Genomic DNA, 14,218 nt, shown 5'->3' with positions numbered 1-14,218 from the left:
ATGCGTCATCCGCTTTTGTCATTTGTCATACAACGCGCCGGAAGCGGTCTTATCTCCCTTGTCGTCGTATCCGTGCTGGTTTTCGTCGGCACGGCCATGCTGCCAGGCGACGCAGCGCAGGCAATTCTAGGCCAGGACGCGACGCCCCAGGCTTTGTCCGAGCTCCGCCAGGAGCTCGGACTCAATGACCCTCTGTTTCTACGGTATTGGAACTGGGTGGCAGGCGCGCTGCAGGGCGACATGGGAATGTCCTTCTCCAGCAAGCGACCTGTTGTCGAGGTGCTGATCCCCCGACTGACCAATTCGATGATCCTGGCTCTGTCTGCTGCGGCTATCGCATTGCCGTTGGCGATCGGCTTGGGAATCATCGCTGCGCTCAATCGCGAAAGTCTGCTGGATCGTATGATCTCGATGGTTTCGATGTGGCTTGTGTCGATACCCGCATTTTTGTCAGGCTACATTTTGATCAATATCTTTTCGACGCGCCTTGGCTGGTTTCCTGGCTTGGCCATCATCCGCAGCAGCGCAACCCTGGCAGACTGGGCAAATGCGCTTGCGCTGCCCGTCGCCACACTCGTTTTCATCACGATCGCGCACACCATGCGTCTGACCCGCACGGCGATCCTGAGCGTCATGGCCTCGGACTATATCCTGATGGCCGAAATCAAGGGGTTGTCTCCACGGCGGATTGTCCTCAAGCACGCTCTGCCGAACGCCCTTTCTCCGATCCTTTCCATATCGATGCTCACGATCGCTTCCCTCATGGTTGGCGTTGTGGTGGTAGAAGCGGTGTTCAGCTACACGGGCATGGGCAAACTGATGGTCGATGCCGTTGCTTATCGCGATCTACCCTTGGTTCAGGCCTGCGGCGTCTGTTTCTCGCTGGTCTTCATTCTTTTCAATTTCGCGGCGGACTTTCTCTCGATCCTGGTGAATCCTCGCCTGAGAGAGCCAAAAGCATGAACAGGCATTCGTCGGCCTCCTTCCTGCTTTCGGTATGTGTTTTGACCGGGCTCGTCCTTGTCGCCATATTCGCGCCGTTTGTCGCTCCCTACAGTCCCACCGACGTTCTGGCGGCGCCATTTGCGATGCCGAACGCCGACAACCTGCTGGGCACCGACGCCCTGGGACGCGACCTGCTGAGCCGCACGATATATGGCCTCCGCTATACGCTCGGAATCGCAACATTCGTTACGGTCGTCGCATGTGCCCTTGGCGTGGTGCTGGCGATCATGGCGGCCGTCCGCAAGGGTTGGCTCGATATGGTGATTGGCCGCGGTGTCGATTCGGTCATGGCCATCCCGCAGATCATCTTTGCGTTGATCGTGTTGGCGGTGGCCGGGATCTCGCTTACCACCCTTGTCTGCACCATGATCGTGCTGGAAGCGACGCTGTTCTTCCGGATCCTGCGCGCTTCGGCCGGCGACATTGCCGCCATGGACTTTATCGAAGTAGCTCGCCTGCGGGGCGAGAAACTGCCTTGGTATATCTTTCGCGAGATACTGCCCAACCTGGCGCCAACCCTGATCGCCGAATTCGGAATACGGTTTGCCTATGCATCGCTGTTTATCAGCGCGTTGAGTTTTCTCGGGGTCGGGATTCAACCGCCCGAAGCCGATCTCGGAGGACTGGTGCGCGAAAATGCCCTCGCAATTTCCATCGGTCGGACTGCCCCGCTCGTGCCGGCGTTTGTCATCGCCGCGATAGCGGTAGCGGCCAACGGCATCGTCGATTGGTTCGTTCACAAATATTCGATCCGCAGCGAGCTGGGGCAATGAGCTTTCTCGAAATTGAAAACTTGCTCGTGAAGGCCGGTGACAAAACGCTTCTGTCGAACATCTCCGTAAGGATGGAGAAAGGCGAGGTTCTCGGCCTTATCGGCGAATCCGGGGCCGGCAAATCGACGCTCGGCCTTGCTTCGATCGGCTTCCTGCGCCCGGGATGCCGGGTCGCCTCGGGCGAGGTTCGATTGATGGGGCAAAGCCTGCTTGCCATGTCGCAGGAGGAGTTACGCCAGCTGCGTCAGCGAAAGGTCGCATATGTCGCCCAGTCGGCTGCTGCGGCCTTCAATCCGTTCTATCGCTTGGAAGATCAGGTTACCGAACTTCGCGCTCTGCAAAAGCAAGTGTCCAGACCCGAGCGCCGCGACATCGCGTGTTCTCTTTTCGAACGGCTGCAGCTGCCGGACCCGGAGAAATTTTGTCGAAAATACCCTCATCAGGTGTCAGGCGGGCAGCTTCAGCGCGCAATGATCGCAATGGCGCTTCTAAACGATCCCGAATTGATCGTCTTCGACGAACCGACGACCGCGCTCGATGTCACCACCCAGATGGAAGTGTTGCGTGTCATACGCCACGTCATCTCGGAGCAGCAGTGTGCGGCCATTTATGTCAGCCACGATCTGGCGGTGATTTCCCAGATTAGCGACCGGATTGTCGTGTTGCGCAATGGTGAAATCGTGGAGCAGGATGAGACCAGAAGAATTATCGAGCAGCCCGCCCAGGACTATACCCGGGCGCTGGTGGCGCATCGCAAGGTCGGCGAATTCGCCGGTCAACCCCCTGAGGCGAATGCGGTAATCGAAGCGCGTTCGCTCGATCTGGGTTATGGCGCCAACAAGGTCGTCAGTAATGTCGACCTGCAGATCGCCTGCGGCGAAATCGTCGCGCTGGTCGGCGAGTCCGGCAGCGGAAAGACCACCGTGGCGCGCTCGATCGCGGGATTGCTTCCGCCGCGTGCCGGCACGATTTCGATGAATGGAAAGAAGCTCGCCGACAATATCGATCACCGCGCTGACGACATCCGTCGCCGAATTCAGTTCATCCACCAACTCCCGGACGTTGCCCTCAATCCCCGACAGACGGTGCGGACCGCGCTTTCCCGCCCACTTCGGAAGTTTCTGAAGCTAAGCGGCCCGTCATTGCAGGATCGTCTGAATGCCCTGATGGACGAAGTCGAGCTGTCCCGCGAATTGCTGGACCGGTATCCCGGCGCGCTGTCCGGAGGGCAGAAACAACGGGTTTGCATCGCCCGCTGTCTCGCCGCGGAGCCTGACATCTTGATCTGCGACGAGGTCACGTCGGCTCTGGATGCACTGGTCGAAGACAGCATCCTCAAACTGCTGTGGCGCCTCCAGCAGCAGCGCGATATCGGCATTCTCTTCATCACGCACAACCTGGGAGTGACCCGCCGCTTCGCCCATTCTGTGGTTATCATGGAACGTGGGAAGATTGTCGAGCAGGGCTCCACCGAGGACGTTTTTGCCGATCCCAAACAGGATTACACCAAGCGGCTGCTGGCATCCGAACCGACGACGAGACGGGGCTGGCTGGACGATCAGCTTGCCGCAAAAGTCTAGGGATGGTTCGGGTCGCCCTGTCCGCAAAGCAGATGGCCGGCGTGGCGGTCCGCCTGCCTGTGCAGACGGCCTCGGGCCTGGCGGCTCCTAGTCCTTCTTCCTGAAATTCTTAAGCTGCTCTTCGTCCCAGAACCCGATCAGAATTCCTCGTTCGACAGTGCCGATATCGTCCCCGGCGAGTACTCCTTCATCGGTGATCGTGACACGCTGTCGTTCGCGCCTGCTCCAGGCGAAGATCGCGTCGGTCAGGCGCTGACGGTGGGCTTCGTAATCCGGGTCATCGCCCAGATCGTTCAGTTCGTCGGGGTCGGTATCCAGATCGAACAGCATCGGTCGAAAACCCTCGAAATAGATAAGCTTCCAACGATCATCGCACGCCATGACGATCTTGCATTCGCTGATGCCTTGGCCCAGGGACTCCCGCGCCGGCTGCATCGCGTAGTCGTATTCCGAGAACGCCACCTGCCGCCAGCTCTCCGGTCGCTCGCCCTCGAGCAGGGGCATAAGCGACCTTCCTTCAAGCCAGTTGTATGCGGGTTGTCCCCCGAATGCCTCTACGAAGGTCGGCGCGAGGTCGATGGCCTCAACGAGCGCGTCGCACACCCGCCCGCGAACCGCTGACCCGCGCGGATCGCGAATGACGAGCGGAACCTTTACAGCGGGCTCGTGAAAGAAGTCCTTCTCTCCCAGCCAGTGGTCGCCCAGATAATCGCCATGGTCGGATGTGAGTACGATCAGTGTGTTGTCCCACTGGCCACGCTTTTGCATTTCCGCAAACAGGACGCCCATCTGGTCGTCGATCTGCTTTATCAGCCCCATATAGGAGGGAAGAACGGTCTCGCGCACTTCGTCGCGGCGAAACGATTCCGAAACCCGGTGTTCCATAAAGGCGGCGAAAACGGGATGCGGGTTCTCGCGTTCCTTTTCGCTGCGAACCGGGCGGCGCCAACTGCCTGGCCCGAACATGTCGTGATAGGGGGCCGGAACGATGTAAGGCCAATGCGGTTTGATGAATGAAAGGTGGCAAAGCCAGCCGTCACGGCCTTCTCGCGCATCTAGGAACTCGACAAAGCGGCGGGTCAGATAAGGAGTCTCGCTATCCTCTTCCGCAACCTTGGCCGCGCGATTGGAGTATTTCAGAAACCAGCCGCTGCCGGTTTCCTCCGGTGACGCACTGGCAACGCTGTTTGCCGCATCGTGCCAGGGGTTTTCACCCGGATAGCCTCTATCGCGCAAATAGGAATTATACGCGGTGTCGGCGTCACGGGCGTGTACACCGTCGTCCCGCTCGAAGGCATCGAACCCGCACTCCGACAGTCGTGCGCCGATAATGGAATCCGGCGCGACGCCAAGCCGTTCCATGCCCTCGACGTCCGCACGCATGTGCGTCTTGCCGATCAATACGGCTTCGACACCCAGGGGCCTCAGATGGTCTCCAAGCGTCTTTTCCCCGATTCTCAGCGGATACCCGTTCTGGATGGACCCATGCGACATCGGATAGCGTCCGGTATACGAACTCATCCTGCTTGGGCCGCAGATGGGAGACTGAACATAGGCGCGCGTAAATCTCGTACCCTCGGATGCCAGCAAATCGATATTCGGAGTGTCGAGACCTTCGTGTCCGTAGCAGCTCAGATAATCGAACCTGAGTTGATCGCACATGATGTATAACACGTTGCCGATCTTGGATTTCGTATTCATCTACTATTGATCCGCATCAAAAGAGCTCAGGCGGGTTCTTCAATGGACTCGGTGCTGTCATCAAAAGGACATCCTGCGGTCGGCATTGTCTCTGACGTTCATCTCGATCCCATGTTGGGTTCTCATTTCCTGCGATCCGCAAAGGACCGTGATGTGGAGAGGCTAGAGCTGCCGCCATGGCTTAATTGTCCGTGAATTTAGCAATTGTCATGAAGCTGTCAGCCGTTCGTTTGGAAGACCCGTTCAAGGCGAGCGCGCAATTCCTTCACCGCAAGGGCCACGCACTCTCTGTATCCGCCGGAAATTCCCACATCTCCAATCATCAATGAGCAGATATCAAATATGGACAGCAATGTCCATTTTAGCGCTGATTTGGCTCTTGCGCCTCTTGGGTCGCAACAGCATCGGAGGAATGGCCAATCATCGAGGCGGAGGCGAGGGCGGTTCGCGACTCGCCGACATGCTTGCTTACCCGTGCGGATATCACCATTATAGGCCGTCGCATCGGCGTCTTCTGCGTTGTCCATTACAGTGTTGGGTGCGACGCCAATCGCGTGCCGTGGGCCGGTATCGGTTGTCGGGGCTTGCGGGCAATTCGCGGCTTGCCTTTCTTTTAAAAATGTACGTAGATGTACATAAATATGATTTGCCTGACTTGAGTGCGAAACGGCGCTGCGAAAAATCCAGCCTTGGGCCGCTCGCCAACAGATCGATTCTCGCGCCTGACTTGGAAATGGAAATGAGCACCTACACGCTGACTGTCACTTGCCCTTCGACACGCGGTATCGTTGCCGCGATATCCGGCTTCCTTGCTGAGCAAGGGTGTAACATTATCGACAGCTCCCAGTTCGATGATTTCGAAACCGGAAAATTCTTCATGCGGGTGAGTTTTGCTTCTGAAATGGACGCTGATCTCGTCCAGCTGGAAACGCGGTTTTCAGAAATAGCAAAACGCTTGATGATGGATTTTGCCTTCCACGACGAGAAACATAAGATGAGAGTTGTCATCATGGTTTCCCGATTTGGTCATTGTCTGAACGACCTGCTCTATCGCTGGCGTATCGGAGCTCTGCCCATAGATATCGTGGCAGTAATTTCCAACCACATGGATTACCAGAAACTTGTAGTCAACCACGACATTTCGTTTCACTGCATCAAAATGACCAAAGAAGACAAGAGTTCGGCCGAGTTGCAGCAGATGGCGATCATAGAAGAGGCTGGCGCCCAACTCGTCGTGTTGGCTCGTTACATGCAGGTGCTCTCCGATGAGATGTGCAGCAAGATGTCGGGCCGGATTATCAATATCCACCACTCATTTCTGCCTAGCTTCAAGGGAGCGAATCCCTACAAACAGGCTTATCAGCGTGGTGTGAAGCTGATCGGGGCGACTTCCCATTACGTGACGACGGATCTGGACGAAGGTCCAATTATCGAACAGGATATTGTTAGGGTCACCCATGCACAGAGCCCCGACGACTACGTATCGATGGGACGGGATGTGGAAAGCCAAGTATTGGCCCGGGCTATCCATGCCCATATCCACCGTCGCGTATTTCTGAACGGAAGCAAGACTGTCGTATTCCCGGCATCGCCTGGTTCGTATGCATCGGAACGCATGGGATAGGCCGCAGCCTTGGCGCTCATAGGGTCGGGTATGTACTGAAGTCGTCAATCATTGAGCATGTGATCTGTTGGTCTTGTTCGCTTCCTAATTGAGCTCGCTGTCAAAGTGAACAATAGACCGATGAGATCGGCGCGGCGCGTTCGACTTGCCCCAAGGTCTTGTCCGCGTGGTCACGTGACGCGTTTGAACACTTCGGCCCCTTGCGTATCGAGTTGCAAATTCGTTCGGGGTAGCTTCCCCAATTGGCCGACGAGCGTCACGATCTTGTGTCCCATTCAGCGCGTGCCGAGACTTGATCTTTCACAAAGGAAAACCACTGATGGCCTCGGGTTTATGAATGTAGTAGCCCTGAGCGTAGTCGACCCCCAACGTTCGAAGTCTGCATGCTACCTCCTCATTGGCGACAAATTCGGCCACGGTTTTCACGCCGAGAACTTTGGCGACGTCTACGAAACAGCGGATCGCTGCCTCATTCAGTTCATCCCCGATCAGGCCTTGCACGAACTGACCGTCAATCTTGAGGTAATCGATTGGGAAGCGTTTGAGATAGCCGAACGAGGAGACGCCAGCCCCAAAATCATCAAGCGCGATCGTTACGCCACGGCTTCGCACGGCCTCTATGAAGACCAATGCGTCCGCCATGTTGGTGATGAGGGCGGTTTCTGTGATCTCCAGACAAAGACGATTACACACCGCATCACCGGCCGCATCCAACTTCTCGATTGCCCATTGATGAAACGAGCGGTCGCCAAGCGAATGCCCAGATAGGTTCACGCAGATGACACGGTTCTGCCATGCGGCCTCTCTGCTTTGCATCCATAGCAGGACATTGGACAAAACCCAGTTGTCAATCCGAGTGCTGAGACTAAACCGTTCAGCAGAAGGGAGGAATGAGTTCGGCATGACTACCTCGCCGTCCTCATCAATCATTCGTAGCAATAGCTCAATTCTGTCCTGACAGGGCAACTCGTCGCTCAGTGCCGCGATCTTTTGCCCATGCAGGACGAAGCGGTTTTCCTCAAGGGCACGTTCAATGCGCGTCGCCCATCGGGTCTCGCCAGAACGGGCCTGCATTTCCTCGTCGCTTTCTTTCCAGACATGGACGCGATTGCGGCCTGAGCTCTTGGCGACATAGCAAGATGTGTCCGCAGCTTGCAGGATCACCGCGACGCTGTGTGAGGTGTTGTCGATCGGAACCAGGCCAATGCTCGCCCCAACCCTGAAGGGCTGACCATCGTGGATGAAGCGATAATCGCTCATGCGATCACAGATTTTCTTGGCAATGCGTTCGCCAACTTCGGCGCCACAGTGTTCGAGAATGACCGCGAATTCGTCACCGCCCAGTCGCGCTGTCGTGTCACCCGATCGTACTGTGTTTGCCAGCAGTTTGCTGACCTGTTTGAGCAGCTCATCGCCGACTGCGTGGCCACATGTATCGTTGACGATCTTGAACTGATCGAGGTCAAGATACAGCAAGGTGCTTTGTATCGCCTCCGTTTGGGCTCTCTTGAACACTTGATTCAACCGTCGATCAAACTCGGACCGGTTCACGAGACCAGTCAATTGGTCATGGGTCGCGCGATAGGACATCTCTCGTGAAAGACGGCGTTGTTCGCTGACGTCGTGAAAAACCAGGACGGCGCCGAGCACTTCACCCGCCGCGCTGCGAATCGGTGCTGCGGAGTCCTCGATGCTGTATTCGCGCCCATCACGCGCAATCAGCATGGTTTCTTCGGCTAGCCCGGTCACGCGACCGCGTTCCAGGCATGCTTTGATCGGATCATAGGCTTCTTCACGCGTCACTTCGTGCACGATGGCGAATACACGCGACGAAGGTTGCCCTCGAGCCTCCTCTACCGCCCATCCGGTCATGTATTCAGCAACTGGGTTCAGCCATTGGACACAACCTTGGGCGTCGGTTGTAATCACGGCGTCGCCGATGGAGTTCAGTGTCACCCGCATCAGCTCATGTTGCTCCGCGAGCTCCAGGGCCAGCTCTCGTTGGGTTGTCACATCCCAGGTCGCTCCGATGAGCCTTTGCGGGGTGCCGTCCTTGCCCGAATGGACTTTCGCAGAAACATGAAGATGACGTATCGTGTTATCCGGCCAGAAGATGCGGAATTCCTCATCCATCTGGTTCGCATTCTCCATCGCCCGCCTGACGGCTGTCTCCATGCGAGCGAGGTCATCAGGGTGCATCTGCTTCCGCCAGAGATCCCCGATCGGGATGTCGATACGTTCCGATAGGCCGTAAAGCTCATACATCCAATCATCCCAGTGCACGCTGCCCTCACGCAGGTCCACCTCCCAGATGCCGATCCCGCCGCTGTCGGCCGCGATCGCCATCCGTTCTCCCATCAATACCCGCTCTTCCTCGTCCTGCTTTTGGCGCGTGATATCCGTGTGGGTGCCGATCATCCGCATCGGTTCGCCCTGATCGTTTCGGGCGGTCACCTGGCCTCGATCCAGGATCCAAACCCAATGGCCATCCTTGTGACGCATCCGGAACTGTTCTTCGAAATATGGAGCCTCTCCCTTCAAATGAGCGACGTCGGCATGCAATGCGCGATCAACATCATCGGGGTGGATCAGGTCCAACCATTGGGTGCCGGAATCCGATAACTCACCGGGTCGATATCCAATCAGTTCGCACCAGATGTCGGAATAGAGTGTCTTGCCGGTGTCTAGATTGGCATCCCAGACGCCGATCCGGCCATTGCGCGTGGCGATTGCAATACGTTCATTCACCTGCTCAAGCGCAATGCGCTGGGTGACCTGCTCAGTTACATCCTGAAATGCGCCGACCATTCTGACGGGCTTGCCGCTTTCGAACTGAGCCGATCCTACAGCCCGCACCCATATGCGTTCACCATCCATCTTGATGAACGGCAGTTCAACATCCCAACCTTCGCCAGTCGCTATGCTCTTCTCAATCGCTGCCTCTATGACCGGCCGGGCTTCCGGCGCATAGAAATTGACTGCTTCGGCGAGTGTGGGCTTGTAGCCGGGCTCGACACCGTGAATCCGGCAGGTCTCGTTCGACCAGAAGATCTCTTCATTGACCACGTCCACTTCCCAACCGCCGACGCCTGCGAGCCGGCCGGTCCGTTCGAGGAAATCCTCGCTCTTACGCAACTCTTCTTCTCTTTTCTTGCGTCTGGAGATGTCCTGATGCGTGCCGTACATCCATTCCGGCTTACCGTCATCAGTCCAGCTCAGCACGCACCCGCGACCTAACACCCACACCCAACTGCCATCCTTGTGACGAAGGCGCGTCTCGCACTCGTATTCATCGGAGAGTCCGGCCAGGTGTGCATCGAGTCTCTTGTGGCTCTCGATGGCGTCGTCAGGGTGAATCCGGCTTTGCCACGTATGGACGTCGGGCAGGCCGAGCTCTTCCAGCGCATAGCCAATGATGGCCCCCCATTGCGCGTTGAGACGTACTTCGCCGGTCTGGATGTTCCACTCCCAAGTACCGGCCCGCGTTGCCTCGAGAATTTGTTTCAGCCGTCGGCGCTCGTCTCGCAGCGCGTTTTCCACCTCGCGCCGATACGTGACGTTTTCAATGATCGCCATTGTGCGTAACGGTTTTCCCGTATCGTCACGTTCCAGAATGGCCGACAATAGGACATCGATCACGGCGCCCGACTTCGTGACCATCTGGTATTCGACATTCTCGCAGTGGCCCAGCTTGAAGAATGTGGGCAAAGTTTCATTCTTGGCTTTGATCTTGGACTGCTCGGTGAGAAAGCTGGACGAGTACTGCCCGATCACTTCTTCGCGTTCGAAACCCATCTCTTCCAGCCAGCGGTCGCTCACGCTGACAAGCCGTCCCTCCGCATCAATCGAATGAAGCATTGCTGGCGTTGCGCTGTAGAGGCGATTGACGCGTTTCTCCGCCTCGACCAATTGCGCGTGGCTCCTGGCCATCTCTGTGATGTCTCGGATGATTTCGGTCGCACCTGTGACGTTGCCGTCAGGCGCGACAACAGGGCCAATCGATACCGAAACTGACAGCGGAGAGCCGTCCTTGTGCCGCCTTACAGTGTTGATCGATGCGGTGGTTTCCGCGCCGCGCAACCGCGTTCTGACATCCATCTCGAAATCGCGCTGATCGTTCGTGAGAATGAGGTCGAGGGAGTGTCCTTCCGCTTCTTGCGCAGAAAAGCCGAACATGCGTTCCGCGGCCCCATTCCAATGTTGAATCACGCCGTTGCAGTCGATCGTCACGATGGCATCAATACTATGTTCAAGTATGGATCGAGCGCGCGACTCGGCAGCGAGCAGTCGGCGTTCGTGCAGTGCTGCAACACGCGTTTCCATCGCGCGCGCAGCTGCATCGGCGAGGTGTTTCAAAACCTGTTTCTTGTCGTCGGAAAGCGTTCTTGGCTGGCAGTCGACCACACATAGGGAGCCAACATTCTCCCCTGTCGAGAGGGTCAGCGGAAATCCGGCATAAAAGCGGATATGTGGCTCGCCAACGACCATAGGATTATCGGCAAACCGCGCATCTCGTGTCGCGTCCGTCACCTCCATCAGGCCGTGGCCTTGGATTGTGTGGGTACAAAATGAGATGCTGCGTCCACCCTCGCGGGCATCGCCAAGGCCGACATTGGCCTTGAACCATTGTCTTTCGGCTTCGATCAGGCTGATCAGTGAAATGGGAGTTCCGCACACCAGTGCCGCCGCTTGCGCCAAGGCGTCGAATTCCTGTTCCGGATCACTGTCCAGGATTTCCAGTTTCTTTAGGGCTTGGAGACGCTTCTCCTCGCGACCATCGACAGACGAATTACTCACAGAATGCCTCGGCATTAGCGCAACATCTCGACTGAAATCTTTGGCACGCCGGTGAATTTGACGTTAATTTGACAGCGCATAATTCTTGGCAATGCCACTTGAAGCCGATATGTGCAGAGCAAGCATCTGCATTGTACAGGCGTGGTTGGGCAGGTGGAGAGCAATGTTTGGAATAAGCCACGGCTAGCGTCTCCGGTTTGAGTGAGTTCCGTTCAGTAATCCAACGTTTACGCATTCGACGTAACTTGCAGGCAACGAAAATGGGAAGATGAAATGTTGCGTTCTTGGAGGCGCGCGAGTCGCTACGCATTGTTCGGAGCGCTGTCCGGACTCGGTTTTCCTCTCACGGCGATGACCATTGACCAAGTCTGGCGTGGATCCAGCTGGGTGCCGCTCGGCGATCTCATCAGTTCCAATCCTGTGCATTTGATCGTGTTGACGGCGCCCTTGGTGCTGGGAGCGCTGTTTGCCGTGCTCGGACATCAACATGATCGGCGTGCCGACCTGGCCGGTGAAAAGGACGGGATTGACCGGAATTTCAAGCTCCTGGTCCAAGGCGTTACCGACTATGCGATCTATATGCTTGACACTGCCGGTCATGTGATGAGCTGGAACGCCGGGGCAGAGCGGTTCAAAGGATACACTGCCGACGAAATCATCGGGCAACATTTCTCACGCTTCTACGGCGAGCAGGACAGGCTTGTGGGGTTGCCCGAGACAGGATTGGCGACTGCGCTCAGGGATGGTCATTTCGAGACCGAAGGCTGGCGGTATCGAAAGGACGGTACGAAGTTCTGGGTTCAGGTTGTCATCGATCCAATCTTCGACGAGGCCAAGCAACACATCGGATTCGCGAAGATCACGCGAGACCGAACCGAACAGAAGGCGGCGGCCGACCATTTGGCGCATCTTGCGCGATACGACGCTTTGACAGGCCTGCCCAACAGACGGCACTTCCTGGAGGAGTTGGACATCTGTTTGCAGAACGCCGAAGCTGCGGGACGGAAAGTCGCTGTTGTCAACATAGACCTCGATCGGTTCAAAGAGATCAACGACACACACGGCCATGATTGTGGCGACCGTCTGTTGCGGCTGCTGGCCGATCGAATCTCGGAAGACTTGGCGCCAGGAGAGTTCATTGCTCGTTTTGGAGGCGATGAATTCGTAGCGTTCAAGACGTTCGAATTCACACCCGAACTGACTACGTTCCTCAATACCCTGAATGGACGGCTGCGAGAACTGACATACCTCGGAGATATCGCGATCCTTCCAAGTGGCAGCATGGGCGTGGCCATCTTCCCCGTCGATGGGACACAGTCAAGCAAACTCATCGCAAACGCGGACCTTGCAATGTATCGCGCTAAGGAAAGAGCCGACCTCCCTATTTGCTACTTCGAGCCCGCAATGGACGAGGCTGCACGCACGCGTCGGATGCTCGCGTCCGACATGCGCACTGCGCTTGAAGAGGGGCAGTTCTATCTTGACTACCAGACGCAGCATTCGGCCGAGACGCATGCTGTTGTTGGTTACGAAGCGCTTCTTCGGTGGAACCATCCCACGCGAGGACTTATCTCACCGGCCGAGTTCATTCCGATCGCCGAAGAGACTGGGTATATCTCTCCTTTGGGTGAGTGGGTCGTGCAGACTGCGTGCCGCCAAGCGGCGGAATGGAACATTGCCGAGAAGATTGCGATCAATATCTCGCCACTGCAGCTGCGAGACACGGCACTCATTGATACCGTTCGTCAGGCTTTGCGCGAAACCGGCATCGATCCTTCCTTGATTGAGCTGGAAGTCACTGAAACGGCAATCATCGGTGACCGGCACCATGCGTTGCACATCTTGCAGCAACTGCGAGCGACGGGAGTGACGATCGCAATCGATGATTTTGGAACGGGGTATTCTTCGTTGGACACCCTTCGGTCGTTTCGCTTCGATCGGATCAAGGTCGATCGCAGCTTTGTGGCCGGTTTGGACATGGATCGACAAAACCAGGCTATCCTACGGGCGATATTGGCACTCGGTAAGAGCCTCGGAATCACCGTTTTGGTGGAAGGCGTTGAGACATTCCACCAATTGTCGATGCTCGCCCGAGAAGGGTGCGATGAGGTGCAGGGTTTCCTGTTTGGCAGACCTGCAAGCCTGGACCGAGTACGCACACTGCGTGCAGGACTGAATCCTGGCGGCATGGCTTCGGTGCACTAGCGAACCCTTGTGCTCAGGCAACGGCGTGAATTGTTAGATGTTGGGAAGTGGGTGGCCGTTTTCGGGCAATTCGCTGCTGCCGGTCAATTGATGACCTGCCGCCGATCGGTCCAGCAGCTGGATTGCGGCATAGGTTGGCTCAATCGCTCCGGGCAAGGCGACAAACAACAACCTTGTCAGGAGTTGTGACGGGCCGCATGCGAGTCTCGACAGAGAGAATCCAGCGTGGTTTCGCGCGAAGATCAGAACATGAACAGAACCAATCCGCAGGTACGATTAGCTTGGGGATTGGGCCCTAATTGTTCGTCTTAAGCTTCCCCTTTGTTCGATCCGCCTACAGGAATTGCTAGTGTTGCTTCAGGTTCAAAAGATTGCGTCGCTAGCCGTCTGCCACGACAAAACTGCATGATCCGTCCTTGGTTTCTAGTGCCTAGCCACCGCGAGCTTCTGGTTGCCATCTGTTGTCAAAATGACGTGATTCAAGCCAAGTGTCGCCAGGGGTCACCGCCCAGCGGTTGATAGGGTGTCACGTG

7 protein-coding genes are annotated in these 14,218 nt (G+C 56.7%); 5 read left to right on the top strand and 2 right to left on the bottom strand.

Annotation, left to right across the window (positions count from 1 at the left end; genetic code table 11):
- The 3 genes from MRY80_RS17750 to MRY80_RS17740 are packed head-to-tail and all read left to right on the top strand — an operon-like array spanning nucleotide 1 to nucleotide 3,358.
- Complete coding sequence (locus MRY80_RS17750; RefSeq protein ID WP_293292398.1) at nucleotides 1-963, top strand: ABC transporter permease; 963 nt, start codon at nucleotides 1-3, stop codon at nucleotides 961-963.
- A complete protein-coding gene (locus tag MRY80_RS17745) occupies nucleotides 960-1,778 on the top strand; it encodes an ABC transporter permease (RefSeq protein ID WP_293292397.1) in 819 nt (272 codons plus the stop codon). The genes MRY80_RS17750 and MRY80_RS17745 overlap by 4 nt, the downstream gene beginning before the upstream one ends.
- A complete protein-coding gene (locus MRY80_RS17740; RefSeq protein WP_293292396.1) occupies nucleotides 1,775-3,358 on the top strand; it encodes an ABC transporter ATP-binding protein in 1,584 nt (527 codons plus the stop codon). Before MRY80_RS17745 ends, MRY80_RS17740 begins: the two co-directional genes overlap by 4 nt.
- A gap of 87 nt (nucleotides 3,359-3,445) precedes the next feature.
- Here MRY80_RS17740 and MRY80_RS17735 read toward each other — a convergent pair whose 3' ends face one another.
- Nucleotides 3,446-5,059: a sulfatase-like hydrolase/transferase gene (locus tag MRY80_RS17735; protein ID WP_293292395.1), complete on the bottom strand. Its 1,614-nt coding sequence runs from the start codon at nucleotides 5,057-5,059 to the stop codon at nucleotides 3,446-3,448.
- A 739-nt stretch (nucleotides 5,060-5,798) separates the two neighbouring features.
- On the opposite strand from MRY80_RS17735, the gene purU reads away from it, so the two are divergent.
- Nucleotides 5,799-6,683, top strand: a complete 885-nt coding sequence (gene purU, locus MRY80_RS17730) for a formyltetrahydrofolate deformylase (RefSeq protein WP_293292394.1) — start codon at nucleotides 5,799-5,801, stop codon at nucleotides 6,681-6,683.
- Between the two features lie 300 nt (nucleotides 6,684-6,983).
- On the opposite strand, the gene MRY80_RS17725 is transcribed toward purU, so the two are convergent.
- Complete coding sequence (locus MRY80_RS17725) at nucleotides 6,984-11,480, bottom strand: PAS domain-containing protein (protein WP_293292393.1); 4,497 nt, start codon at nucleotides 11,478-11,480, stop codon at nucleotides 6,984-6,986.
- 309 nt (nucleotides 11,481-11,789) lie between these two features.
- On the opposite strand from MRY80_RS17725, the gene MRY80_RS17720 reads away from it, so the two are divergent.
- Complete coding sequence (locus MRY80_RS17720) at nucleotides 11,790-13,685, top strand: EAL domain-containing protein (RefSeq protein WP_293292392.1); 1,896 nt, start codon at nucleotides 11,790-11,792, stop codon at nucleotides 13,683-13,685.
- Nucleotides 13,686-14,218: the final 533 nt, after the last annotated feature.

It is taken from the genome of Oricola sp. (genome assembly GCF_022763245.1).
Classification (GTDB): Bacteria; Pseudomonadota; Alphaproteobacteria; order Rhizobiales; family Rhizobiaceae; genus Oricola.
This window is presented reverse-complemented; position numbering and strand designations above follow the sequence as displayed.